This is a genomic window from Rhodopseudomonas sp. RCAM05734, assembly GCF_052658035.1.
Genome location: NZ_CP199742.1, coordinates 6577186 through 6598700, shown reverse-complemented (window position 1 = coordinate 6598700; position 21515 = coordinate 6577186). Strand labels below are relative to the sequence as shown.

The window sequence follows — 21515 nt, the reverse complement described above, 5'->3', positions numbered from 1 at the left end:
GGTGACCAGCCCGGACACAGGCGCGGAAGGACCGACCATGAGCGACAACGACGACGTCCCGTTCAACCGCGACTATCCGCTGGCCCCGGGCGTGGTCGATCATGTCCGCCCCGGCGTGCGGCGAGTCCTGTGCAACAACCCGTCGCCGTTCACCTTCACCGGCACCAACAGCTACATTATCGGCGAGGGCAAGGTCGCGATCATCGATCCCGGCCCACGCAACGATGCCCATATTCAGGCGCTGCTCGATGCGGTGAAGGGCGAGACCGTCACCCACATCATCGTCACCCATACCCACAGCGACCACTCGCCGAACACCGCAGCACTCAAGGCGGCGACCGGCGCCACGGTCTATGCCGAGGGCGCGCATCGCGCCTCGCGCCCGCGCTACGAGAGCGAAATGCATTCGCCGGAATCCGGCGCCGACCGCGATTTTCGACCCGACGTTCTGGTCGAAGACGGCGAGACGATCGAGGGCGACGGCTGGGCGCTGGAAGGCGTGGCGACGCCGGGCCACACCGCCAACCACATGGCCGTCGCCTGGCGCGAGCGCGGTTATCTGTTCGTGGCCGATCACGTGATGGGCTGGTCGACGTCGATCGTGGCGCCGCCAGATGGGTCGATGGTCGACTACATGGCTTCGCTGGACAAGCTGGCGGCGCGCCCGGAGGACCTGTATTTCTCCGGCCACGGCCCGGAAATTCCCGACGCGCGAAAGTACGTCCGCTTCCTGATCCGCCATCGCAGGGCCCGCGAAGCCTCGATCCTGCATCGCCTGGCCAAGGGTGAAGCCGATATCCCGACCCTGGTGCGTGCGATCTATATCGGCATCGACCCGCGCCTCACCGGCGCTGCCGGCTATTCGGTGCTGGCGCACCTGGAAGATCTGGTCGCGCGCGGTGTGGTGGTGACATCAGGCGATCCGGTGATCGGTGGCAGCTACCGGATGGCGTGATCGACACGCCTCCAAACTCTCAACTGTCATCGCCCGGCCTGGCGCGCAATTGCGCGCCGGGACCGGGCGACCCAGTCAACACCGGCGCCTGTGATGAAGCCGCAAGGTCTGCGTGGACTGGGTCACCCGCTTTCGCGGGTGACGACAAGCTGAGCGCTTGGCGTCTTCGCTCTACTTCTTCGCCACACCCTTCGCCGGCGCCTTCGGTGCCGTCGGCTTCTTCGGCGCCGGTGTGTTTTCCGCCGCCGTGTTGATATCCTCGATCAGCTTTGTGACCCGCGCCGCATTGCTGCCGAGGTCGCTTTCGAAATAGCGCGACGAAGAGCGGATATCGACCCGCGAGCCCTCGCCGTCCGGGGTCACGCGAATGGTGACGTCCTCGCGAAAGCCCATGATCGGGGTGCGCGCCACGGCCTCGATACGGCCGATGCGCCGCGGCGGCTGCGGCGCGCGCTCGTCGATGATCAGCCATTTGCGTTTGTTGACCACAGCAAGCGCCACCTCATAAGCGCGCTGCACGGGGACATCGAGATCGACCGGCTCGATGTCCGGCCAGGCGGCGCGCTGCAACTCGGCGGAATACAGCCCGGCATAGACCGCGGTATTGGTGCCGTCGCCGGTGCGCAGCCGGGCCAGCGCCTCGAAGCGCGGCGGATCGATCGGGTCGGTGGTGATGTCGTGGATCGCTGGTAGCTTGCGGTATTGCAAAGCGAGGTAAGCGGGGTAGGCGAGGATGACGACGTCGAGCGCCAGCGCCAGCAGGATCCGGCTCATGCCGCGCGTGCCGTTGCGCCAGATCGCCACGAAGCCGGCCAGCGCCACCAGGATGGACAGGCAGGCAAAACCCAGCGCGCCAAAGAACGTCGCCAGCGCCGGCTTCACTTCGAGGAACCCGAAGCGGACGATGGCGATGGAGACCACCGCGGCCACTGCCGCAAATACCGCCAGCCGCCGCGCCCACGCGGCCAGGCTGGACACCGGCTCCATCTGGTAGGGCGCGGAAAACCTGCGGGCCATGTTTCGAATTTCTGTCGGTTGGGGCGGGCGACCGCGTGCGGCCAGGCTGCAAATCTGTTCGCTTGAGACCACGGTGGACGCGGAAGTTCAAGGGTGGAGTGTGCCGTGCGAGCGGTCGGGCGGCCCGCCGCAGGCACGGGGTTATTCCATCAGATTATGCAATAGTGGCTTTCATTTTTTATCCATTAATCCTGAAATCGAGGATGTTTATGTTGCCTTCACCGATGCGGCGCCCCTCGCTAGCCGCGAAGGGCAAAATTCAGGAGAGATGTCATGACCGTTCACGTCACCCCTTCCGCCGTTCCGATGGTCCATCTGCCTAACGTCCAGGTTGACGGCATCGAGATGTTCTATCGCGAGGCCGGCAACCCCGCCCACCCGACGTTGCTGCTGCTTCACGGGTTCCCGACCTCGTCGCATATGTTTCGCAACCTCATTCCGATGCTGGCGGATCGCTTCCATGTCGTCGCTCCGGACTTGCCGGGTTTCGGCTTCACGGTCGTCCCGGCGGCGGCGAACTTCACCTACAGTTTCGGCAATCTAGCCCGGACGGTGGAGGGCTTCGTCGATGCGCTCGGCCTCAAGCGTTACGCGATCTATGTTTTCGACTACGGCGCGCCGACCGGCTATCGGCTTGCACTGGCGCGGCCCCAGCAGGTCACCGCGATCATCTCGCAAAACGGCAATGCTTATGAGGATGGCCTCAGCACCGGATGGAATCCGATACAGACCTACTGGCGCGAACCTGTCGCTGCCAACCGCGCCGCGCTTCGCGCCATGCTGACCCCTGAAACCACCAAGTGGCAATATGTGCACGGGGTGTCGGACGAAAAGCTCGTCGCGCCGGAATCTTATACGCTCGATTCAGCGCTGCTGGCGCGGCCGGGCAATGACGAGATCCAACTCGACCTGTTCCTCGACTATGCCAGCAATGTCGCTCTCTATCCGGCGTTTCAGAAATACTTCGCTACGGCGAAGCCGCCGCTGCTGGCGGTATGGGGCAAGCACGATCCGTTCTTTCTGCCGCCCGGAGCAGAGGCGTATCGCCGCGACATTCCGGATGCCGAAGTGCACCTGCTCGATACCGGCCACTTCGCACTGGAAACCCATGCAGCCGAGATTGCCGAGAAAATCGCGGATTTTCTGGGCCGCAAGGTTGTGGCTTGAGTTCATCGACCGTCCTCTCCCCGCGAAGTGCGGGGGGAGGACGGTCGGAGAGTTGCTTACGCCGCTGCGGTCGGCAGGCTGTAGGTTTTGAACTGGTCGCGCAGCGCGGTCTTCAGGATCTTGCCCGTCGCCGTGTGCGGGATCGCCTCCACGAACACCACGTCGTCGGGCAGCCACCATTTGGCGATCTTGCCGTCCATGTACGCCAGTAGTTCCTCGCGGGTCGCGGTCTCGCCGGCCTTGAGCTGCACGATCAGCAGGGGGCGCTCGTCCCATTTGGGATGATAGACGCCGATCACCGCGGCCTCTGCCACCTTGGGATGGCCGACCGCGAGGTTCTCCAGGTCGATCGACGAGATCCACTCACCGCCGGACTTGATCACGTCCTTGGAGCGGTCGGTGATGCGCATGTAGCCGTGCTTGTCGATGGTCGCGACGTCGCCGGTGTCGAAGTAGCCTTCCTCGTCGAGGATGTTGGTGTCGACACGGAAGTAGGCGGCGGACACCGAGGGGCCACGGACCTTGAGCCGGCCGAAGGTCTTGCCGTCCCACGGCAGCTTGTTACCGGCATCGTCGGTGATCTTCATCTCGACGCCGAACGGCGGATAGCCCTGAGTCTGCAGCACGTCGAGCCGCTCGTCGCCCTCGAGCTTGTCGAATGGCGGCTTCAGAGCCGCAAGCGTGCCGATCGGGCTCATCTCGGTCATGCCCCAGGCATGGCGCGCGCCGATGCCCATGTCGATGAAGGCCTTGATCATCGAGCGCGGCATCGCCGAGCCGCCGCACACCACCATGCGCAGGTCGGGCAGCTTGAGATTGTTGGCCGCCATGTGGTTGAGCAACATCAGCCACACCGTCGGCACGCCGGCGGTGTGCGTCACCTTCTCGGTGGCCAGCAGCTCATAGATCGAGGCGCCGTCCATCTTGGCGCCGGGGAACACCAGCTTGGTGCCCATCGACGGCGCCGAGAATGCGATGCCCCAGCTGTTCGCGTGGAACAAGGGCACCACCGGCAGCATGGTGTCGGCGGCATTGGCGCCGAGCGAGATCGCCGGTATTGGCCATCAGCGCGTGCAGCACGTTGGAGCGGTGCGAATACAGCACGCCCTTGGGATCGCCCGTGGTGCCCGAGGTGTAGCACATGGCGGCGGCGGTGTTTTCGTCGAACATCTTCCAGGCGAAGTCGCCATCGGCTTCGGCGATCCAGTCCTCATAGGCGACCGCGTTCTTCAGCGTGGTCTGCGGCATGTGCGCCTTGTCGGTCAGCACGATGTAGCGCTCGACTGATGGCAGCCGGTCGGCGATCTTTTCGAGGATCGGGATGAAGGTGAGGTCGACCATCACGATGCGATCCTGCGCATGGTTGATGATCCAGGCGATCTGGTCTGGGAACAGGCGTGGATTGACGGTGTGGCAGATGGCGCCGAGACCCATGATGCCGTACCACGTCTCCAGGTGGCGCCAGGTATTCCAGGCGATGGTGGCGACGCGGTCGCCCATCCGGATGCCGTCGCGATCGAGGCGTTGGGCGACCTTCAGGGCACGGGCGCGAATTTGGGCGTAGTTAGTACGATGGATGGGGCCTTCGACCGACCGGGTGACGACTTCGCGTTCGCCATGGACCAGCGCGGCATGATCGATAATCCGATGACACAGCATAGGCCAGTCTTGCATCAACCCGAGCATTCGAACGTTCCTCCGCGATTTGACTTGTCTTGTCGGGCCTCCTCTCGGGAGTTCTTAGCCGACAAGGACTTGGGATGAACTTTAGCGTGCGGAACCGGTTGCGGGAATGGTCTTGTGGGAGATCTGGATGCGACCAAAGGCCTAACGCCGTGGCCGCCTTGCTGGTGTTGCTGCTCTGCGCTGCACCGGCGCAGGCCTACCTGACCGGCCACAGCGTGCCGCTGCCGAAGCCGCGGCCGGCCGAGGCCCCGGTGACCGACCTGCAGACGCCCGCAGAGGCCGACAAGGGCGACAAGCCGGCCGAGGCCGCGGCGCCGGTCGCCGAAAAGCGACCGGCCGAACCGCCGCCGCCATCGGCCTGCCGGGTGGCGCTCGATGACAGTATCGCCATTGCGCCCAGCGTTCCCGACATCAAGGGGCCGGGCGCCTGTGGCGGCCCGGACATGGTCCATCTCGAGGCGGTGATCCTGCCCGACAGGACGCGCGTGCCGCTGAAGCCGGGCGGCACCATGCGCTGCACCATGGCGGCGGCCATTGCCGACTGGATTCGAACGGACATGGCGCCGCTGGCGGCCGGTCTCGGCAGCAAGCTCAGCGAGCTCGACAATTTCGATTCCTTCGATTGCCGCGGTCGCAATCGCGTGGTCGGCGCCAAGATGTCGGAGCACGGCCGCGCCAATGCGCTCGATGTGCGCGGACTGAAACTCGCCAACGGCCAGAGCATCGCCCTCACCGATCGCGCGACCCCGCGTGAGCAGCGCGAAAAGGTGCTGCTGACGATGTGCACGCGCTTTTCCACCGTTCTGGGGCCGGGCTCTGACGGCTACCACGAGGACCACATCCATCTCGATCTCGCCGAGCGCCGCAACAACTACAAAATCTGCCAGTGGGATGTCTGGGACCCGCTGCCGCAGGTGGCGCCGCTGATGCCGGCGATACGTCCCGACGATGCGCCGCCGCGCGAGGTCGCCGACAAAAGTGATGGCAAGGGCGATGGCAAGGCTGAAGCGGCGCCGGCACCCGCCGTGGCGGAGCAGAGCAGTGCGGCCGAACCCGCGGCCGATGAAGCGGAGCCCGAGCCCGATCGTCCCGTCAAACCAAAGCCCAAGCCGCGCAAGCGCCGCACTGCACCGTCGACGTCGCCGTTCAGCTTTTTGCGGTGAGCTCCAGCCTCCCGGGAGCTGCGAGCGCTCCGTCGGGGATCGCCCGTATCGCCCATAAAAAAAGCGTCGGAAAAACCGGCGCTTTTTTGAGTTCCTGAAGCTGGTGGATGCCTAGTTGGGCGAGCCACCGGTGCCCTGCAGCGCCAGCTTGGAATTGAACGGCGAGTCGCCGTGGTTCGGCTCCAGCACGACGACGACACTGCCCGGCTTGACCCGGCTGTAGAGGTCGATGACGTCCTCGTTGGTCATGCGGATGCAGCCGGAGGAGATCGAGGCTCCGATATATTCCGGCTGGTTGGTGCCGTGAATTCGGAACAGGGTGTCCTTGTTGCCCTGATAGAGATACAGCGCCCGGGCGCCGAGGGGATTGTCGACGCCGCCGGGCACCTGGGCAGGCAGGCCCTCGATGCGGGCGTGGATGTCTTTGGTCGGCGTCCACTTCGGCCATTCGGCCATGTTGCCGACACGGGCCACGCCGGAGAATGCCAGGGCTTCCTCGCCGACGGTGACGCCATAGCGGATCGCCTTGCCGCCATCCATCACGTAATAAAGGTAGTGATTGTCGGAATCGACCACGATGGAACCGGGCAGTTCCTTGCGGTGATAGTCGACGATGGCGCGGCGAAACGGCGCGGCGACCGGGGTATTGACGTAGCGCGCCTTGGCCAGCTGGGCCTTGTCCTGCGGCTTGAGGCTGGCTTCCGGTGCAGGCTGATAGGTGGTCGAGGTCGCCTGCATGCAGCCCGACATCATCAGGCCGGCGGCAACCAGAAGTCCCAGTCTAACGATGCGAGACGTCATAAAATCATTCCAACTGTAAAGCGGCGCCCATGGCACGCCGATCTTGCGTCGATTCAATTGAGATTGAGTATCATCGAAATCGGTAGAATTCACAGTGCTTCCACGCGCATTCGATCACGCCGCGCACAAAGTGTGTCCGATTTGTCGCAGATTTGGCGCCGTGTATCATGCGCGCAGCGCCTTTTCACAAAAAGAAGGCGCCGGTTGCGACCGACGCCTTCTTCAATTCTAAAATTCTGCCGCAGGCGATCAGAACGATGCCGCGCCGCCCTGGAGCGCCAGCTTCGAATTCACCGGCGAGTCGCCCTGCTTGGGCTCGAGCACCACGACAACGGCGCCGACCTTGACGCGGTTGTAGAGGTCGATGACGTCCTCGTTGGTCATGCGGATGCAGCCCGAGGAGATCGAGGCGCCGATATATTCCGGCTGGTTGGTGCCGTGAATCCGGAACAGCGTGTCCTTGCCGCCGGAATACAGATACATCGCGCGCGAGCCCATCGGATTGTCCGGACCGGGCGGCACGAACTTCGGCACGCCGAGACGGGAGATCTCCGAAGCAGTCGGGTGCCACGGCGGCCACTCGGTCATGCTGCCGACCTTGGCGACGCCGGACCACGCCATGGCTTCCTCGCCGACGGTGATGCCGTAGCGGATCGCCTTGCCGCCGTCCTGGACGTAATAGAGATAATGGTTGTCGGAATCGACCACGATCGAGCCCGGCAGTTCCTTGCGGTGGAACTCGACGATGGCGCGGCGGAACGGCTCGGCGACCGGTGTCTTCACATAGGATACCTTGGCCAGCAATTCCTTGTCGCGCGGCTTCAGGTTCTTTTCCGAGGAGGCCTCGTAGGTAGTGGCCTGCATGCAACCCGACAGCATCAGGCCGGCGGTCAGCACAAGTCCCAACCTAAGCTTCAGAGACGACATTTGATTGTTCCAATACGCCAGCGCTGCGAAAAGGCGCTGCGAAATCGCGATTCCGTGGAAATGATTATCGCCGAAACCGGCCGTATTTCCAGCGCTTCCGCGACGCGCGACGCAGGTCGCGGGTCACCTGTGTCCAAATTGTCGCAGGCAGCCGCGGGCCCGGCTATTTCTTGGGCAGGGCGCTCGCTCCCGGTCGCGTGCAGTGCGCTTCGGGTCACTCCTCCGTGAAATCGGTACCCGGGGACGGGGGTTGGCGCGCTGCTCGAAGGCTGTCATGACCGCGATCGGTCCGATCGGTCATGGTGGTCTCCCGATTCGGTCGTCCGCTTCGCTCCATCTTCCCAGTTCCGGAGTTGCCCATGCTCGCCGTCTTTACCCCTGCCGATTCCGCCCTGAAGCGCTCCGAACCCACCGATCTTGCGGCGCTGCCGGACAACTCGGTGTGGATCGACATGGTCAAGCCGTCGCCGGATGAGGACCACGCGGTGGAGCGGCTGGCCGGGATCGAGATCCCCACCCGGGAGGACATGCAGGAGATCGAGATTTCCAGCCGGCTCTATATCGAGAACGGCGCCCGCTACATGACCGCCAGCCTGATGTGCGCGGCCGATACCGACTCGCCGCGCATCACACCCGTGACCTTCATCCTGACCCGGCATCGTCTGGTGACGGTGCGCTACGATGCGCCAAAACCCTTCGCGCTGGTGGAGATGAAGCTGGCCCGGCTGGCGCCGCCCACCGCCAACGGCGAGACGGTGCTGCTGGAACTGCTCGATGCCGTGATCGACCGGTGCGCCGACATTCTCGAACGCGCGGGCGCCGACGTGGACCAGGTCAGCCACGACATTTTCGAGCCTGACGAATCCATGCGCACCGGCCACGCCAAGCGCTATTCGGAAATCCTGATCGCCATCGGCCGCAAGGGCGACCTCACCTCGAAGGTGCGGGAAAGCCTGGTGTCGATCGGTCGCGTGGTCACCTTCGTCACGGCCGAAGCCGACGGCGTCAAATGGTCCAAGGAGATGCGCGCGCAGCTCAAGACCATGCAGCGCGACGTGGCCTCATTGACCGATCACGCCTCGTATCTGTCGAATAAGATCACCTTCGTGCTCGATGCCATGCTGGGCGTGGTCAACCTCGAACAGAACAACATCATCAAGCTGTTCTCGGTGATGGCCGTGGTGCTGATGCCGCCGACCCTGATCGCTTCGGTCTACGGCATGAACTTCAAGATGATGCCGGAACTGGAATGGACGCACGGCTACCCGATGGCGCTGATCATGATGCTGCTCGCCGGCGCGCTGCCTTACGTGTTTTTCAAGTGGAAGCGGTGGCTGTAGCTTTTGCTGCGCCGCTACTGCCGCAATGTAAAAACCCGCCGGGATCAACCGGCGGGTTTTTGCTGACGGGCGCCGCCCGGCCGCAAGAACGCTACCCCTGCCGGAAGCCGATGCGGAAGGCACCCCAGTGGCGGCCGCCCACCATGATCGGCGACGACAGGTCCTTCATCAGAACGAAGTTGCCGCCGCCCATGTCGCGCCGGTAGGTCTGCAGCAGGAACGGCCTGGTATTGGCGGCGACCTTGCGCACCGCGCGGTCGCTGAACAGCCGGCGGTTGCGGCAGTTCGCATTGTTCCACACTGGATCCGGACCTTGCGGAAGCCGGTAGTTCGGATTGTGAGTCGGCAGATAGCCGCCCTTCGCCCAGGCCACGGAGAAGGCAATGCGCGGGTCCATGGTCTGCACCGGGTCCTGGATCGGCGGCAGGATGCGGTCGGTGAACGCCACATAGTCGGTGAGGTACTGTTTCGGATCGGTGCCGGGAATTTCGCGATAGTTCTCGTCAAACAATTGATGGAGGCTGATGTCGTCGCGCGCGACGCCGGCTTCGAAGGCGGCAGCGATCTGCTGCGCGGTCTGCACGACGATGCGGATCAGCGGCGCGTCGGAGGTTTCCACGCCGCTGTTGGCGATCAGTGCGATCAGTTCCTCGGACATGTCGAGCAAGGCGGCGACGCGGTCGTCGGCGCGCTTCAATTCGGTGGAGGACAGCTCGACGCCGCCAGCGAGGTCGCTGAGGTTGTCGATGACAGCATCGCAATGCGACAGATTGGACGTCGCTGCATTGGCCACGCTGTCGATCTCGCGACCGACCGCGGTAAAGCCGTCCTGCACGCGCGCCATGATGTCCTGGATCTGCCGCGCGCCGTCGCCGGCATCGTTGGCGCGCTGCGAGGCGTCGCTGGTTTCGCCGATCAGGCTGCCGATCTGGCCGTCGAGATCGCGTACCGTCTCACCGATCTGCTGCGTTGCCTGCCGCGTCGCTTCGGCAAGGTTCTTCACCTCGCTGGCGACCACGGCAAAACCCTTGCCGGCGTCGCCGGCGCGCGCCGCCTCGATGGTGGCGTTGAGCGAGAGCAGGTTGGTCTGCTTGGCGATGGCGGCGATCGAACTTGATACCTTGCCGACCTGGGTCAGCGCGCTGCCGACGGCGCCGAGCCGCTCCTCGATGCGGCCGACTGCCTTGATCAACTCGGCGATGTGCTGCACGGCTGTCTCGACCACGCTGCGGGAATCGCTGATGTCACCGACCGCCGCCGCCGTCGCCGATTGCACGGTATGCGATGCGCTTGCGATTGCGCGGTTGGCGGCGACCATGGTCTCCGCCGTACTTTGCAAATGACTGAAGCGTTCGGACTGGCCTAATACGCGGCCGGCGACTTCCTGCAGGTTGCCGGCGACATCAGCCAGTTCGACGCCGAGTTCGCCGATACGGTTGGATAGCTGGTCGATCAGCCGCTCGCTGTCAGATGAAACCGCTGCGGCACTTTCCAGCTTTGTCATCTGCATCACCGACATTGCGGAATCTCCACGAATCCATGGGTGAGTGTGCGACATTTCGCTCGCGATGGTAAATAGCGGATTATTCTACAGCCATGAATTGGTACCGACTTGCTGCGCTGATGCGGCATTTGAGGTGCTGCAACGCAATGCATGCGAAGCGCGACCCGCATATTCATCGATGTTGCACTGCCCCCGCGGGGCGGCCGGGAGATCCCGCCGCCTGAATCTCAACGGTAAAATTTGAGCGTTCCGCTGAACAATTGGCAGAGAGGTTGCTGCGATAAGTCTCGCAGACAGATGAGGACGCCATGGTTGAAAAAGACGCAAACGCCGCCCGCAACGTTATCGACTTCCTGGGCTATCAGCAGGGCCGCAAGGCAACGGCGCTGTCGTCGCGCTGCTGCAAGCATTGCGGCGCCGCGCTGCTCGACGGCGAATCCGAAGACGATTGCTCCAGTGCCGGAGTGAGCGTCCCGGTCGCTAAGGCGCGCAAGTTTCGCGCGGAGTAACAACGCCGCCATCCTCAGCTACGCCCATTCGCGTGGCCGAGGATGATGCATTGCTCGCGCCCTCGAGCGCGACAATTGCGCGCCGGAGGATGATAACTCAGCGGCTAAACGTGTTGCCCGCCGTTGATGTGGATCTCCGCGCCGTTCACGTAGGAACTGGTTTCCGTGCACAGCACATAGATGATCTTCGCTACCTCGTCAGGTGTGCCGAGGCGATGCAGTGGGATCTGTTCGGCGACAATCTTGTCGGTGCCCGGCGACAGGATCGACGTATCGATCTCGCCCGGCGCGATGGCGTTGACGCGGACGCCGAGACGTCCGAAATCCGACGCCATCTCGCGGGTCAGTGACGCCAGCGCCGCCTTGGAGGTGGCATAGGCCGCGCCGGCAAACGGATGCACGCGCGAACCGGCGATCGAGGTGACGTTGACCACCGAGCCTTTCGCCGCCTTCAATTCCTCGATCAGGCCGCGCGCCATCATGATCGGCGCGAAGAAGTTGACACGGAATACGTGGCTCCATGTGTCTACATCGGTATCGATCGATCCCATCCGCTTGCCGCCTTCGGCCTTCGGCGAGATCGCGGCGTTGTTCACCAGCGCATGCAGCATCCCGCCTTCGAGCCGCTCCTTGATCTCGGCGATGGCACGCGTGGTGTCGGCGTGATCGGCGAGGTCGACCTGAACGTGGTCCTCGGGGCCGGCATCCCAGGGGCACTCCTCGGGAAACGGATGCCGCGAGCAGGTCAGCACCCGCCAGCCGGCGCTGGAAAACCGCATCACCGTGGCGTGGCCGATGCCGCGGCTGGCGCCGGTCAGCAACAAGGTGCGCTTGGGGGCATTGGAGGTCGCGCTATTGGGCATGCCAGTCGGTCTCGTTCTGCTGTCGGAGCTCACGGGTAGAGCCTCACTTTGGTCCACGCGCTGTCGGTCGCATCGGCGCCGTCGCGGCGGAATTCGATGCGGTCATGCAGTCGGAAAGGGCGGTCGTGCCAGAATTCGAAGCGCTGGGGGGTGATCCGCCAGCCGGTCCAGCCGGGCGGCCGCGGCACGCTGCCGATCAGATGCTTCGCGGCTTCCCTGGCAATGGCCTGCTCGAAGGCGAAACGGCTTTCCAGCGGCTGCGACTGCTTGCTGGCCCAGGCGCCGATCTGCGCCTGTTTCGGCCGGGAGGCGAAATAGGCGTCGGCCTCCTCGGCGGTCACCGGCGTGACCGGGCCGCGGATCCGCACCTGGCGGCGCAGCGACTTCCAGTGAAACAGTAGCGCGGCCTTGGGGTTGGCAGCGAGCTCCTGGCCCTTCTGGCTGGCGATGTGGCTGTAGAACACGAAGCCGTCGGCGTCGTAGCCCTTCATCAGCACCATGCGGACGTCGGGCAGGCCGTCGGGATCGACAGTCGCCAGCGCCATGGCGTTGGGATCGTTGGGCTCCCCGGTCACCGCCTCGGCAAACCATTCGGCGAACAGGGAAAACGGCTCCTCTGCCGCCGTAAAATCACCGGACGTTAACTGGCTTGGGTGTTTGATGGTTGTGTCGGTCATGTCCGGAGTTCCGATTTGCGTCCGCGTGCGTACCAGAGCGTGTTGCGCTCCCTGAATAGGTCCGACCTATATAGGGTACGGCAACGCATTGGCCTACCGGCGATCGGTTCGCTCGGCGTGGCACTGACAGCAATTCTAATCGGCTTCGGCCTCGGCGGTTGCAGCATTGGCCGCAACGACTCCGCCTTCGCCCGGATGGAGGGCGGCGACGTCACCGGCTCGGTCACGCCGCTGAAGCCGACCTCCGGGACCGAACCCACCGATGCCGACCTGGCCTTTGCCCGCACGGCCGCCTCCGACGTGCTGACCAAGGGCGGCAAGGATTCCAGCCAGCCGTGGGAGAATCCCTCCACCGGCGCCCGCGGCTCGGTGACCCCGCTGGCCAGCCCCTATACCGCCGAAGGCCGCACCTGCCGGGATTTTCTCGCCAGCTACGTCAACGGCACCTCGGAAAGCTGGCTGCAGGGCGCCGCCTGCCGCGCCGAGCGTGGCCGCTGGGACGTCCACACCCTGAAGCCATGGAAGCGGAGCTGATTTCGCAGCGCCGCCCTTGCGCCCCCCGTTGCAAAAATGCCACGAAGATACCAGATGACACCCCGGCAGGCCGTTGGCCTGTCGAAAGAGGTGCGGGCCGGTTGCCCGCCTTCTGTTTTTTATCCTGAAGGAGTTGAGACGGATGCGCGACCCCTATGAGGTCTTGGGGGTGCAGCGGGGCGCCAGCGCTGCGGCGATCAAGAGCGCCTACCGCAAGCTTGCCAAGAAGCATCACCCTGACAACAACCAGAAAGATCCGAAGGCCGCAGAGCGCTTTTCGGAAGTGAACTCGGCAAACGAGATCATCGGCGACGAGGACAAGCGCAAGCAGTTCGACCGCGGCGAGATCGATGCCGACGGCAAGCCGCGCTTCCAGGGTTTTCCCGGCGGCGGCGCTGCCGGCGGTCGTAGTCAGCCGCGCGGATTCCAGCAGGGTTTTGGCGGCGGACCGGGCGCGCAGGGCTTTCCCGGCGGCGGTGGCGGCGGCTTCGAGGACATCCTCAACAGCATGTTCGGCGGCGCTCAGGCACGCGGCGCCCGCGGCGGCCCGCAGGGCTTCGAATACGATACCGGCGGCTTTGTCGCGCCCGACCTCGACCTCAACGTCACCATGTCGGTGACGCTGGAAGAGTCGGTCCAGGGCGCCGAGAAGCGCGTCCGGCTGTCCACCGGCAAGGAGCTCAACGTCAAGATCCCGGCCGGCGTCACCGCCGGCCAGCAGATCCGGCTGAAGGGGCAGGGTGACACCGCGCCGAACCATCGGCCCGGCGACCTACTGATCACCATCAGCATCGCGCCGCATGCCTTCTTCAAGGTGGACGGCAGCGACCTGCGCGTCGAGCTGCCGATCACGCTGTATGAAGCCGTGCTCGGCGCCAAGGTGCGCGTGCCGACGCTGTCGGGCGCGGTGGAGTTGTCGATCCCGAAGAACACCTCGAGCGGCCGCAATTTTCGGCTCAAGGGCAAAGGCATGCCGAAGCCGGGCGGCAGCGCCGGCGACCTCTACTACACCACCCGCGTGATGCTACCGGATGGCCACGACGCCGAGCTAGAAGCGCTGATGGAAAAATGGCGCGATAACAAGCCGTACAATCCGCGCAGCGATCTCGAGCGATAGCGGCGGAATTTCTGACGCTCTCCTTACAAATCACCCAAAAGAGAATCCCAAACGCAACAAAGCCGCGGAAGAGCCGCGGCTTTGTTGCAGAATTCAAGACCTGCAAAACGAACCGGCCCGGATTGACAGGCGCTTTCGCATTCCTCACGGGCGACGACGTATCGCGGAATTTGCGCGAAGTTCCTCAGCCTCACGCTTAAACTTGCGAGGCGTCGACGTTGCCGCCGCAGCAGATCCAGCCGCGCGCGCAATCTCCGTAACCGACGCTGCCTTCCTGCATCACGGCGATCGTATCCTCCAGCTTGATGAAGCCGCTCGTGGGATGGTGCATCGTCGTTTCGACCGAGAGCACCATGCCGGCTTCCAGCGGCAGATCGGCGTCGGACGCGGGATAGGGGATCGGTCCGCTGGCGGTGAGGCGGGGCGCTTCGTGGCTTGACCAGCCCCATGCCATGGGCCACAAACGTCAGCGATGCACCCGACGGTGAAGCGCGCATCGCCGCCTGGCCGGCGGCAAACACATCGCCGCCGCGAATGCCCACCTTGGCCGCGGATCGTGCTATGTCCTGGATCGCGCGGACCTCCGCGAGAAGATCCTCCAACTGACTGTCGGGCTCGCCGAGAATAGCCATGCGACAGAGATCGCCGATGTATCCGTCCAGATTGCCGCCGGAATCCATCGACATGATCTGTCCGGCGTCCCAGGCGTCGTTGGTCGGCGCACGGTTCAAATGGGTCCCCACCGTCAGCAGGCCGTATTCGAAGACAAGGCCGCGTTCGACTTCCGCCAGCCGCAAGGCTTCAACGATCTCGCGCTTGCGCACGCCGGGCCGCTGCCCCTGCGCCACCGAAATCATTGCGTCGACGACGAGATCGGAGGCCCGCTCGAGCAGCGCCAGCTCGGCAGGCGTCTTTACCGCGCGGAGCCGTTCTAGCGGTCGCAATGCATCCACCAGCGCCGTATTGGGAAACGCCTGCTGCAGGCTCGATGCGGCGTCCCAAGGCAGGAATGCCGCTTCGATGCCGATGCGCGCAGGTGTGATGCCGAGCGCGCGGATATGCTGGACGGCAAGTGCCATCGCGTCGAGCGTACCCGACGCGGCGGCCTGAACTTTGGGCACCCAAAGGCCGTGACCCTCCTGGCGGCGAGCCGCAATCTGGTCCTTCTCGTTGCGGTTTCCGAAGTAGGCGGCGTTTTCCCAGCCGCCTTTTGGGTACACCAGGATCGGCAGGTAGCGGCTGACGCCGATGGCGTCGGTGTAGTCGAAGAAGTGATGATGATGGCCGCCGAGCAGGTAGCGCACATTGTGTTTCGAGGTGACGATCAACAGGTCGAGGTCGGCATCATCCAGATATTTGTCCAGCTTCTCGGTAAAGCGCGGACGATCCGTTGACGTTGCGTGCGAAGCCTCGTCTGTCGAACTGATGGACATGTCACGCCGCTTCCGTCGTCAGGTCTACATAATCCAGGGCAAATATCTGGTCGAAGCGCAGCGTATCCGCGCCGAGGCCGCTGGCGACACCGTTGAGGATGCCCAGTGCGGCGTCCAGGCTGGCATCATCCAGAGCCTCGACAACCAGCAGGGCCTCGAACGATCGGTCGTCGCGGCGGATCGACTTTTCCTTGGTCGCGATCAGCGTGTCGCCTTGCTCGACTTCCAGCAGCCGTGCCGAGACGATGCGATCGCACGCCCGCACCGCCGGCAACACCGTTCGGACGGACTCGAGGTCGGCTGCGCCACAGATCACCGGGACGATCATGGCGCCGTTTCCCGTGCTCTGTTCCATGGTAATGGTCCCGCCGCCGCGCACGAAATTCTGCAGGATCGGCATGATGCGTTGTGACCAAGGCGTCGGCGCATTGAGACGTTCGAGATAGGGCGCGCTGCCGACGACCGCCGCATCCAGCAAGCGGTAAAGGATGAAATACCTGCAGAGCGACGGTGACCTGGCGCGAAAGATCCGGACACCGAGAAAGCCGGGAATGCCGACGCGCTCCGCGGCATGTTCGCGGGTCAGCCAATGCAGGTAGTCGGTCTCCTGATCGGGAAGAACGTCGCTCCAGATCGCCAGAAAACCTGATCCTTTCACGCTCATTGAGGTTGCCTTCCCTGATCGAAACCCAGATACGCCCGAGTTTTTTGCTGCAGGCGGATGCGGGTCTAATTTATCTCATGCAATTTTACAATCGTATGGTGTAATGATTGTCGACGAGACGACCGCCTTTATATCGCGTGCGTCGGTAGCTAACGGGAATTTGCCTGATGTTTGCTCAACAGATTGCCGAAACCGAAACGGTCGGCGACGCTCTCTACAGGCAGTTGAAAAACGACATCATCTTTGCCCGGCTCGCGCCTGGCCAGAAACTGCGCCTGGACTCGGTGGGGCAGACCTATGGCGTCAGCGCCAGCACGCTGCGCGAGATCCTCAATCGCCTGTGTTCAGACGGTTTTGTCGCTGCGGAAGGGCAACGCGGCTTTGAAGTCGCGTCAGTTTCTTCGACCGGCTTTCGTGAGGTCGCAGCGATGCGGCTGCTGCTCGAATGCGCGGCTCTGGAGGCGTCGTTTGCAGCCGGAGACCTCGAATGGGAAGGCGGCGTTGTTGCGGCGCACCACAAGCTTGCGCGTCTCGAAGACGAAGTCGCCGCGGGCGATCGTACGGCCGCCGAGCGCTGGAAAAACTACGATCGCGAATTTCATCAATCGCTTGTTTCCGCCTGCGGATCGGAGGTGCTGCTGGAGACCCACGCGTCCATTTACGACAAGTACCTCCGCTACCAGATGGTGTTTGAGATCTACCGTGGCGGCATTGCGGCGCGTGAGCATCGGACGCTGCTCGATTGCGCCCTGAAACGCGACGTCGGGCGGGCGAAGTCCGTGCTCGTTCAGCATGTCGAAGGCTGTGTTGAAGCCGCCGTAGCGCGAGGTGATCTGCCCGGCGTCGGCATGTCGCTGCCTGCAGGGCGGCCGTTGTCAAGCCGGAGCAGGGCGGTGAAACCGGAACGCAATGTTCCGAAATCGGCGGAGGCCCAGCGCGTGTCCCGCAACCGATCAGCCGTCCCGCGAAGAAGGCCAGCCAAATGACCGCTTCCTCCGCAATCGCAACAGCCGGCGAGGTCGCCTACAAGCGCATCCGCGGTGACATTCTGTTCGGCAAGCTAGCCCCTGGCCGGAAGCTCAAGCTGGATTTGCTGCGCGCGGAATACCAAACCAGCGTCAGCACGCTTCGGGAAATTCTGAGCAGGCTTTCATCCGAAAAGCTGGTTGTTGCCGAAGGCCAGCGGGGGTTCGAAGTCGCGCCGATTTCGGCGCAGAACCTGAAGGAGGTCGCAGCGCTGCGGCAGCTTCTCGAGAAGCACGCCCTCGAACAGTCGTTCGCCCAGGGCGATATCGATTGGGAGGCGCGCGTCGTTGCGGCTCACCACAAGCTAGCGATGATGGAGGACCGGATGCAATCCGGCGAACTCGGCGTGACCGAGATCTGGAAGCAATATGACTGGCAATTTCACCAGGCGCTGGTTTCGGCGTGTGGCTCTGGCCTGTTGATGCAAACTCACGCTGCCGTCTTTGAGAAGTACTTGCGCTACCAGATGATCTCGCTCGGCTTTCGCGGGGACGTTGCCGTCGACGAGCATCGCCGCCTGCTCGACTGCGCGTTGCAGCGGGATGCCAGATCCGCCCAGGCGATTCTCGATACCCATGTCGAGGGCGGTCTCCGGCATGCTCTGGCCGCCAATGAGCTTCCTTAGCCTGTCATATGTTTTAAGAATTATCTTATATTTTTCAATTAATCGTTGCATCCGGATTTTGTTTGGGCATTATTCATCCCAATGGCCGCAAGGGCCGATCAATTGGGGAGGATAACGATGGCTCGGGAGATGACGCGGCGACGCGCACTTGTGACAGGCGCATCCGCCTTGCTCTTGGCGTCGTCAGGCGCGAGGGCGCAGTCCAAAAAGAAGCTGCGGTTCAGTTCCGCTTTCACCGAACAGGACTTGCGCGGCGCAGCCTACAAGGCTTTTGGCGTCGCCATTAAAGACGATTTCGACTTTGAACCATTCTGGGGCAATACGCTGTTCAAGCAGGGCACCGAACTTGTCGCTATGCAGCGTGGCAATCTCGAAATGTGCAACCTCGCGCCGGCGGACATTTCAAAGCAGATCCCGGCCTGGTCGCTGATGACATCGGCCTATCTGTTCCGCGACGCCGACCATGTCAAAAAGACTTTCAAGAGCGATGTCGGCAAGGAATTCATCAAGCTGGCACGCGACCAACTTGGCATCGAAGTTCTGATGCCGGTGTATTTTGGCGCGCGACACGTCAATCTGAAGCCCGACAAGGTGATCAAAGGGCCGTCCGACCTTTCGGGAATCAAGCTGCGGATGCCGCCCGGCGAGTTCTGGCAGTTTCTTGGCGAATCGATTGGCGCCAGCCCGACCCCAGTCGCCTATGCCGAGGTGTATACCTCGTTGCAGACCGGCACGATCGACGGCCAGGACAACCCGCTGGTGGCCAGCAAGCTGATGAAGTTCGACGAAGTCACCTCGCAGTTCGTGCTGACCGGGCATGTGATGGGCTACGACGTCATGTGCATCTCGACCAAGGTCTGGGATGCCATGCCGGCCGATCAGCAGGCCAAGTTCCGCGCCGCCGCCGAGAAGGCGATCGACGACTGCACGGCCAAGACGATTGCCCAGGAAACGGCAGCAGTCGAGGCCTTCAAGGCGGAAGGCAAGAAGGTCTATGTGCCGGACCTCAACGCATTCCGTGCCTTTGCGCAAAAGAAGTATCTCGACAAGTACGGCAACGATTGGCCGAAGGGCGCGCTCGAGAAGATCAACGCCATCGCGTAACCGACGGGCGGGGCTGGCCCTTGAGGTTACTTTGGGGCCAGCCGGGACGGCGACTATATTTCATAAGTGTGAGCAGGGTTGGCGCGTGGACCAGGGCAATTTGATAAGAACGCTGCACTGGTTGCGCGGCCGTGCAGAGAATGTCGCGGTGCTGCTTCTGTTCCTGATGTTCGTCAGCTTCCTGGTCCAGATTTTTTCCCGATACATCCTGAATGCGCCGGTGGGCTGGACAGATGAAGTCAGCATTCTGTGCTGGATCTGGACCGTGCTGTGGGGCGCGGCGTTCCTGATTTCCGAAAAGGAAGAAGTTCGCTTCGATATTTTCTACAGCGCAGTCTCGGAGAAGGTGCGCCGCATCTTCACCATCGTGTCCGGCCTGATCCTCATCGCGCTCTATGGCATCTCACTTCCTGCGGCCTACAAATACGTGGCCTTCATGAAGGTGGAGCGGTCGGCCTACCTGAAGATTCCGATGAACTATCTGTATGCGATCTACGTGATTTTCGCGGTCGCCTGCCTGTGCCGCTATGTCTGGCTGGTCTGGAATGCAATTCGTGGCGGCCCGTCGCCTTCGACCGATCCTGCCCAATTGAGCGATTGATCTGATGACGACTCCGTTTTCCATGTGCGTTTTGATGATCGTCGGCCTCGGCGTGCTTGGCCTGCCGATCGGTCACTCCATGATCGTCGCCTCGGTCTTTTATCTGCTGCTGGCCGGCCTCGATCTCGGCACCGCCGCCGAACAGATCCTCAACGGCTTGTTCAACAGCTACGTGCTGCTGGCGGTGCCGCTGTTCATCCTCGCTGCCGACCTGATGAATGTCGGCACGCTCACCGATCGCCTGCTGCAGTTCTGTCTCGTGCTGGTCGGCCGGTTTCGCGGCGGCCTTGGACACGTCAATGTCGTGTCGAACGTGATTTTCGCCGGCATGTCCGGATCGGCTATCGCCGATGCCGTCGGGATCGGCCGCATCATCATCGGCATGATGACCAAAGGGGGCAAGTACCCGATCGCCTACGCCGGCGCCATCACTGCCTCCGCGGCGATTATTGGCCCGATCATTCCGCCGTCGATTCCGATGGTGCTGTATGCCTTAGTGTCGGACGCCTCGATCGGCTTCCTGTTTCTGGGCGGCGTTGTCCCCGGGCTGCTGCTCGGCCTGGCTTTCATGATCATGAATACTATGATTTCGTATCGCCGCGATTTCCCGGTCGAGCCGCCGGTGCCGATGCGGGAGATCCCGCGCATCACCGTCAAGGCGTTTCCCGCCCTGATGCTGCCGGTGATCCTGCTGTTCGGAATCTATGGCGGCGTCATGACACCCACAGAGGGGGCGGCCGCGGCTGCGCTCTACGCCTTGCTGGTGTCGAGCCTTTTGTATCGCTCGCTGTCGCTGCGGCAGCTTTATGACGCGATCCTGTCGAGTTCCAAGGCCACGACGTCGGTCGGCATCCTGATCGCCGGTGCGCTGGTCTTCAACTACGTGGTCACGATCGAGAACATCCCGAATTCGCTTCAGGTGTTCATGAGCGGCTTCCATCTCAGCCCCATGGGCTTCCTGCTGCTCGTCAACATCGTGCTGCTGATCCTCGGCTGTCTGCTCGAAGGCAGCACCATCCTGTTGGTGATCGTGCCGATCTTCATCCCGACCGCCAAGGCGCTCGGCGTCGACCTTGTTCAGTTCGGCGTGGTCGTTGTGGTCAACATCATGATAGGACTGCTGACGCCGCCTTACGGTCTGCTGCTGTTCATCATCGCCAACATGACCAAACAACCGTTGGGCGCCATCGTACGTGAAGCGATCCCGTTCATCCTGGCGGCCCTGGCGGTGCTGATGCTGATCACTTTCGTCCCTGAGACGGTCCTGTGGCTGCCCAGGCAGCTTGGCTACAAGGGGTGACCATTGTACGAAATCGTCGCGAGGGTGCTGCCATGACCAAGCCGATCTATGTCCTCAACGGGCCAAATCTCAATCGTCTCGGCAAGCGCGAACCGGCAATCTACGGCACCACGACTCTGGTTGAAGTCGAGGAGATGTGTCGCCAGGCCGTGCCCGGCCAGCCCGTCGCATTTCGTCAATCGAATAGGGAGTTCGAACTGATCGATTGGATTCACGAGGCCATCGACGACGAGGCGGCCGGGATCGTCATCAATCCGGCTGCCTTCACCTTCACGTCGATGGCGATCATGGACGCGCTGAAAATGTTTCCCGGCCCGATTATCGAGCTTCACATTTCGAATATTCACAGGCGCGAACCGATATATCACAAGTCTCTCATGTCGTCGGTCGTCACCGCGGTCGTAGCGGGTCTGGGGACCAAGGGCTATGTCGCCGCCGTGCGGGCGATCGCGGAGATGGGGCAGGAGGCCTAGCCTGGGCCGTCGTCCTTCAGGTGCTGCGC

Annotated in this window: 20 protein-coding genes and 2 pseudogenes; 13 read left to right on the top strand and 9 right to left on the bottom strand. The window is 63.0% G+C overall.

Features of this window, described 5'->3' with window-relative positions; genetic code table 11:
• Positions 1-37: 37 nt before the first annotated feature.
• Positions 38-955: an MBL fold metallo-hydrolase gene (locus tag ACUXVA_RS31125; RefSeq protein WP_265082133.1), complete on the top strand. Its 918-nt coding sequence runs from the start codon at positions 38-40 to the stop codon at positions 953-955.
• A gap of 171 nt (positions 956-1126) precedes the next feature.
• Here the strand turns inward: ACUXVA_RS31125 and ACUXVA_RS31120 are convergent, their stop codons facing one another.
• A complete protein-coding gene (locus ACUXVA_RS31120) occupies positions 1127-1972 on the bottom strand; it encodes a DUF1499 domain-containing protein (protein ID WP_265082134.1) in 846 nt (281 codons plus the stop codon).
• Between the two features lie 273 nt (positions 1973-2245).
• On the opposite strand from ACUXVA_RS31120, the gene ACUXVA_RS31115 reads away from it, so the two are divergent.
• Positions 2246-3139: an alpha/beta fold hydrolase gene (locus ACUXVA_RS31115; protein ID WP_445490103.1), complete on the top strand. Its 894-nt coding sequence runs from the start codon at positions 2246-2248 to the stop codon at positions 3137-3139.
• Between the two features lie 56 nt (positions 3140-3195).
• On the opposite strand, the pseudogene ACUXVA_RS31110 reads toward ACUXVA_RS31115, so the two are convergent.
• Positions 3196-4825: pseudogene (locus tag ACUXVA_RS31110) on the bottom strand (fatty-acid--CoA ligase).
• Positions 4826-4899: 74 nt separating this feature from the next.
• Between ACUXVA_RS31110 and ACUXVA_RS31105 the strand changes: the two are divergent.
• Positions 4900-5988 carry an extensin family protein gene (locus tag ACUXVA_RS31105; protein WP_445490101.1) on the top strand — a complete coding sequence of 363 codons (1089 nt, stop codon included), beginning with the start codon at positions 4900-4902 and terminating at the stop codon, positions 5986-5988.
• 111 nt (positions 5989-6099) lie between these two features.
• On the opposite strand, the gene ACUXVA_RS31100 is transcribed toward ACUXVA_RS31105, so the two are convergent.
• Together ACUXVA_RS31100 and ACUXVA_RS31095 are read right to left on the bottom strand one after the other, a co-directional pair.
• Positions 6100-6789 carry a L,D-transpeptidase gene (locus ACUXVA_RS31100; protein ID WP_265082137.1) on the bottom strand — a complete coding sequence of 230 codons (690 nt, stop codon included), beginning with the start codon at positions 6787-6789 and terminating at the stop codon, positions 6100-6102.
• 249 nt (positions 6790-7038) lie between these two features.
• The gene (locus ACUXVA_RS31095) at positions 7039-7716 is read right to left on the bottom strand and encodes a L,D-transpeptidase (RefSeq protein ID WP_265082138.1); all 678 of its coding nucleotides are present in this window, start codon (positions 7714-7716) and stop codon (positions 7039-7041) included.
• A gap of 359 nt (positions 7717-8075) precedes the next feature.
• On the opposite strand from ACUXVA_RS31095, the gene ACUXVA_RS31090 reads away from it, so the two are divergent.
• Positions 8076-9056 carry a magnesium transporter CorA family protein gene (locus ACUXVA_RS31090; protein ID WP_445490098.1) on the top strand — a complete coding sequence of 327 codons (981 nt, stop codon included), beginning with the start codon at positions 8076-8078 and terminating at the stop codon, positions 9054-9056.
• 91 nt (positions 9057-9147) lie between these two features.
• Here ACUXVA_RS31090 and ACUXVA_RS31085 read toward each other — a convergent pair whose 3' ends face one another.
• The gene (locus tag ACUXVA_RS31085) at positions 9148-10575 is read right to left on the bottom strand and encodes a methyl-accepting chemotaxis protein (protein WP_445490096.1); all 1428 of its coding nucleotides are present in this window, start codon (positions 10573-10575) and stop codon (positions 9148-9150) included.
• A 293-nt stretch (positions 10576-10868) separates the two neighbouring features.
• On the opposite strand from ACUXVA_RS31085, the gene ACUXVA_RS31080 reads away from it, so the two are divergent.
• Positions 10869-11069: a hypothetical protein gene (locus ACUXVA_RS31080; RefSeq protein ID WP_265082139.1), complete on the top strand. Its 201-nt coding sequence runs from the start codon at positions 10869-10871 to the stop codon at positions 11067-11069.
• A 104-nt stretch (positions 11070-11173) separates the two neighbouring features.
• Here ACUXVA_RS31080 and ACUXVA_RS31075 read toward each other — a convergent pair whose 3' ends face one another.
• Together ACUXVA_RS31075 and pdxH are read right to left on the bottom strand one after the other, a co-directional pair.
• Positions 11174-11932 (bottom strand): SDR family NAD(P)-dependent oxidoreductase, encoded by a 759-nt coding sequence (locus ACUXVA_RS31075; RefSeq protein ID WP_265082140.1) that lies wholly within the window; start codon positions 11930-11932, stop codon positions 11174-11176.
• Positions 11933-11961: 29 nt separating this feature from the next.
• Positions 11962-12609 carry a pyridoxamine 5'-phosphate oxidase gene (gene pdxH, locus ACUXVA_RS31070; RefSeq protein WP_445490094.1) on the bottom strand — a complete coding sequence of 216 codons (648 nt, stop codon included), beginning with the start codon at positions 12607-12609 and terminating at the stop codon, positions 11962-11964.
• A gap of 42 nt (positions 12610-12651) precedes the next feature.
• On the opposite strand from pdxH, the gene ACUXVA_RS31065 reads away from it, so the two are divergent.
• Both ACUXVA_RS31065 and ACUXVA_RS31060 read left to right on the top strand, forming a co-directional pair.
• Positions 12652-13143, top strand: a complete 492-nt coding sequence (locus ACUXVA_RS31065) for an RT0821/Lpp0805 family surface protein (protein ID WP_413776497.1) — start codon at positions 12652-12654, stop codon at positions 13141-13143.
• A gap of 142 nt (positions 13144-13285) precedes the next feature.
• Positions 13286-14260 (top strand): J domain-containing protein, encoded by a 975-nt coding sequence (locus ACUXVA_RS31060; protein ID WP_265082142.1) that lies wholly within the window; start codon positions 13286-13288, stop codon positions 14258-14260.
• Between the two features lie 23 nt (positions 14261-14283).
• Here ACUXVA_RS31060 and ACUXVA_RS31055 read toward each other — a convergent pair whose 3' ends face one another.
• Together ACUXVA_RS31055 and ACUXVA_RS31050 are read right to left on the bottom strand one after the other, a co-directional pair.
• Complete coding sequence (locus tag ACUXVA_RS31055; protein ID WP_320109714.1) at positions 14284-15693, bottom strand: M24 family metallopeptidase; 1410 nt, start codon at positions 15691-15693, stop codon at positions 14284-14286.
• 1 nt (position 15694) lies between these two features.
• Entirely contained in the window at positions 15695-16357 is a 663-nt protein-coding gene (locus ACUXVA_RS31050; protein WP_445490091.1) for a hypothetical protein, read from the bottom strand.
• A gap of 167 nt (positions 16358-16524) precedes the next feature.
• Between ACUXVA_RS31050 and ACUXVA_RS31045 the strand changes: the two are divergent.
• The 6 genes and pseudogenes from ACUXVA_RS31045 to ACUXVA_RS31020 all read left to right on the top strand — a co-directional run.
• Positions 16525-17193: pseudogene (locus ACUXVA_RS31045) on the top strand (GntR family transcriptional regulator); the annotation flags it as partial.
• A 146-nt stretch (positions 17194-17339) separates the two neighbouring features.
• On the top strand, positions 17340-18008 hold the full coding sequence (locus ACUXVA_RS31040) for a GntR family transcriptional regulator (RefSeq protein ID WP_445490089.1): 669 nt from the start codon (positions 17340-17342) through the stop codon (positions 18006-18008).
• Between the two features lie 246 nt (positions 18009-18254).
• Complete coding sequence (gene dctP / locus ACUXVA_RS31035; RefSeq protein WP_445490087.1) at positions 18255-19112, top strand: TRAP transporter substrate-binding protein DctP; 858 nt, start codon at positions 18255-18257, stop codon at positions 19110-19112.
• Positions 19113-19197: 85 nt separating this feature from the next.
• Positions 19198-19713 carry a TRAP transporter small permease gene (locus ACUXVA_RS31030; RefSeq protein WP_265082145.1) on the top strand — a complete coding sequence of 172 codons (516 nt, stop codon included), beginning with the start codon at positions 19198-19200 and terminating at the stop codon, positions 19711-19713.
• A 4-nt stretch (positions 19714-19717) separates the two neighbouring features.
• Complete coding sequence (locus ACUXVA_RS31025) at positions 19718-21013, top strand: TRAP transporter large permease (RefSeq protein ID WP_445490084.1); 1296 nt, start codon at positions 19718-19720, stop codon at positions 21011-21013.
• Between the two features lie 32 nt (positions 21014-21045).
• Positions 21046-21486, top strand: coding sequence for a type II 3-dehydroquinate dehydratase (locus tag ACUXVA_RS31020; protein ID WP_265082146.1), 441 nt, complete (start codon positions 21046-21048; stop codon positions 21484-21486).
• The last annotated feature ends 29 nt before the right edge of the window (positions 21487-21515 follow it).

Excerpts from the sequence above, each read along its gene's own strand:
- ACUXVA_RS31125 (WP_265082133.1), top strand. The coding sequence starts at position 38 with ATGAGCGACAACGACGACGTCCCGTTCAACCGCGACTATCCGCTGGCC.
- ACUXVA_RS31120 (WP_265082134.1), bottom strand. The coding sequence starts at position 1,972 with ATGGCCCGCAGGTTTTCCGCGCCCTACCAGATGGAGCCGGTGTCCAGC.
- ACUXVA_RS31115 (WP_445490103.1), top strand. The coding sequence starts at position 2,246 with ATGACCGTTCACGTCACCCCTTCCGCCGTTCCGATGGTCCATCTGCCT.
- ACUXVA_RS31105 (WP_445490101.1), top strand. The coding sequence starts at position 4,900 with ATGAACTTTAGCGTGCGGAACCGGTTGCGGGAATGGTCTTGTGGGAGA.
- ACUXVA_RS31100 (WP_265082137.1), bottom strand. The coding sequence starts at position 6,789 with ATGACGTCTCGCATCGTTAGACTGGGACTTCTGGTTGCCGCCGGCCTG.
- ACUXVA_RS31095 (WP_265082138.1), bottom strand. The coding sequence starts at position 7,716 with ATGTCGTCTCTGAAGCTTAGGTTGGGACTTGTGCTGACCGCCGGCCTG.
- ACUXVA_RS31090 (WP_445490098.1), top strand. The coding sequence starts at position 8,076 with ATGCTCGCCGTCTTTACCCCTGCCGATTCCGCCCTGAAGCGCTCCGAA.
- ACUXVA_RS31085 (WP_445490096.1), bottom strand. The coding sequence starts at position 10,575 with ATGTCGGTGATGCAGATGACAAAGCTGGAAAGTGCCGCAGCGGTTTCA.
- ACUXVA_RS31080 (WP_265082139.1), top strand. The coding sequence starts at position 10,869 with ATGGTTGAAAAAGACGCAAACGCCGCCCGCAACGTTATCGACTTCCTG.
- ACUXVA_RS31075 (WP_265082140.1), bottom strand. The coding sequence starts at position 11,932 with ATGCCCAATAGCGCGACCTCCAATGCCCCCAAGCGCACCTTGTTGCTG.
- pdxH (WP_445490094.1), bottom strand. The coding sequence starts at position 12,609 with ATGACCGACACAACCATCAAACACCCAAGCCAGTTAACGTCCGGTGAT.
- ACUXVA_RS31060 (WP_265082142.1), top strand. The coding sequence starts at position 13,286 with ATGCGCGACCCCTATGAGGTCTTGGGGGTGCAGCGGGGCGCCAGCGCT.
- ACUXVA_RS31055 (WP_320109714.1), bottom strand. The coding sequence starts at position 15,693 with ATGTCCATCAGTTCGACAGACGAGGCTTCGCACGCAACGTCAACGGAT.
- ACUXVA_RS31050 (WP_445490091.1), bottom strand. The coding sequence starts at position 16,357 with ATGAGCGTGAAAGGATCAGGTTTTCTGGCGATCTGGAGCGACGTTCTT.
- ACUXVA_RS31040 (WP_445490089.1), top strand. The coding sequence starts at position 17,340 with ATGACCGCTTCCTCCGCAATCGCAACAGCCGGCGAGGTCGCCTACAAG.
- ACUXVA_RS31025 (WP_445490084.1), top strand. The coding sequence starts at position 19,718 with ATGACGACTCCGTTTTCCATGTGCGTTTTGATGATCGTCGGCCTCGGC.
- ACUXVA_RS31020 (WP_265082146.1), top strand. The coding sequence starts at position 21,046 with ATGACCAAGCCGATCTATGTCCTCAACGGGCCAAATCTCAATCGTCTC.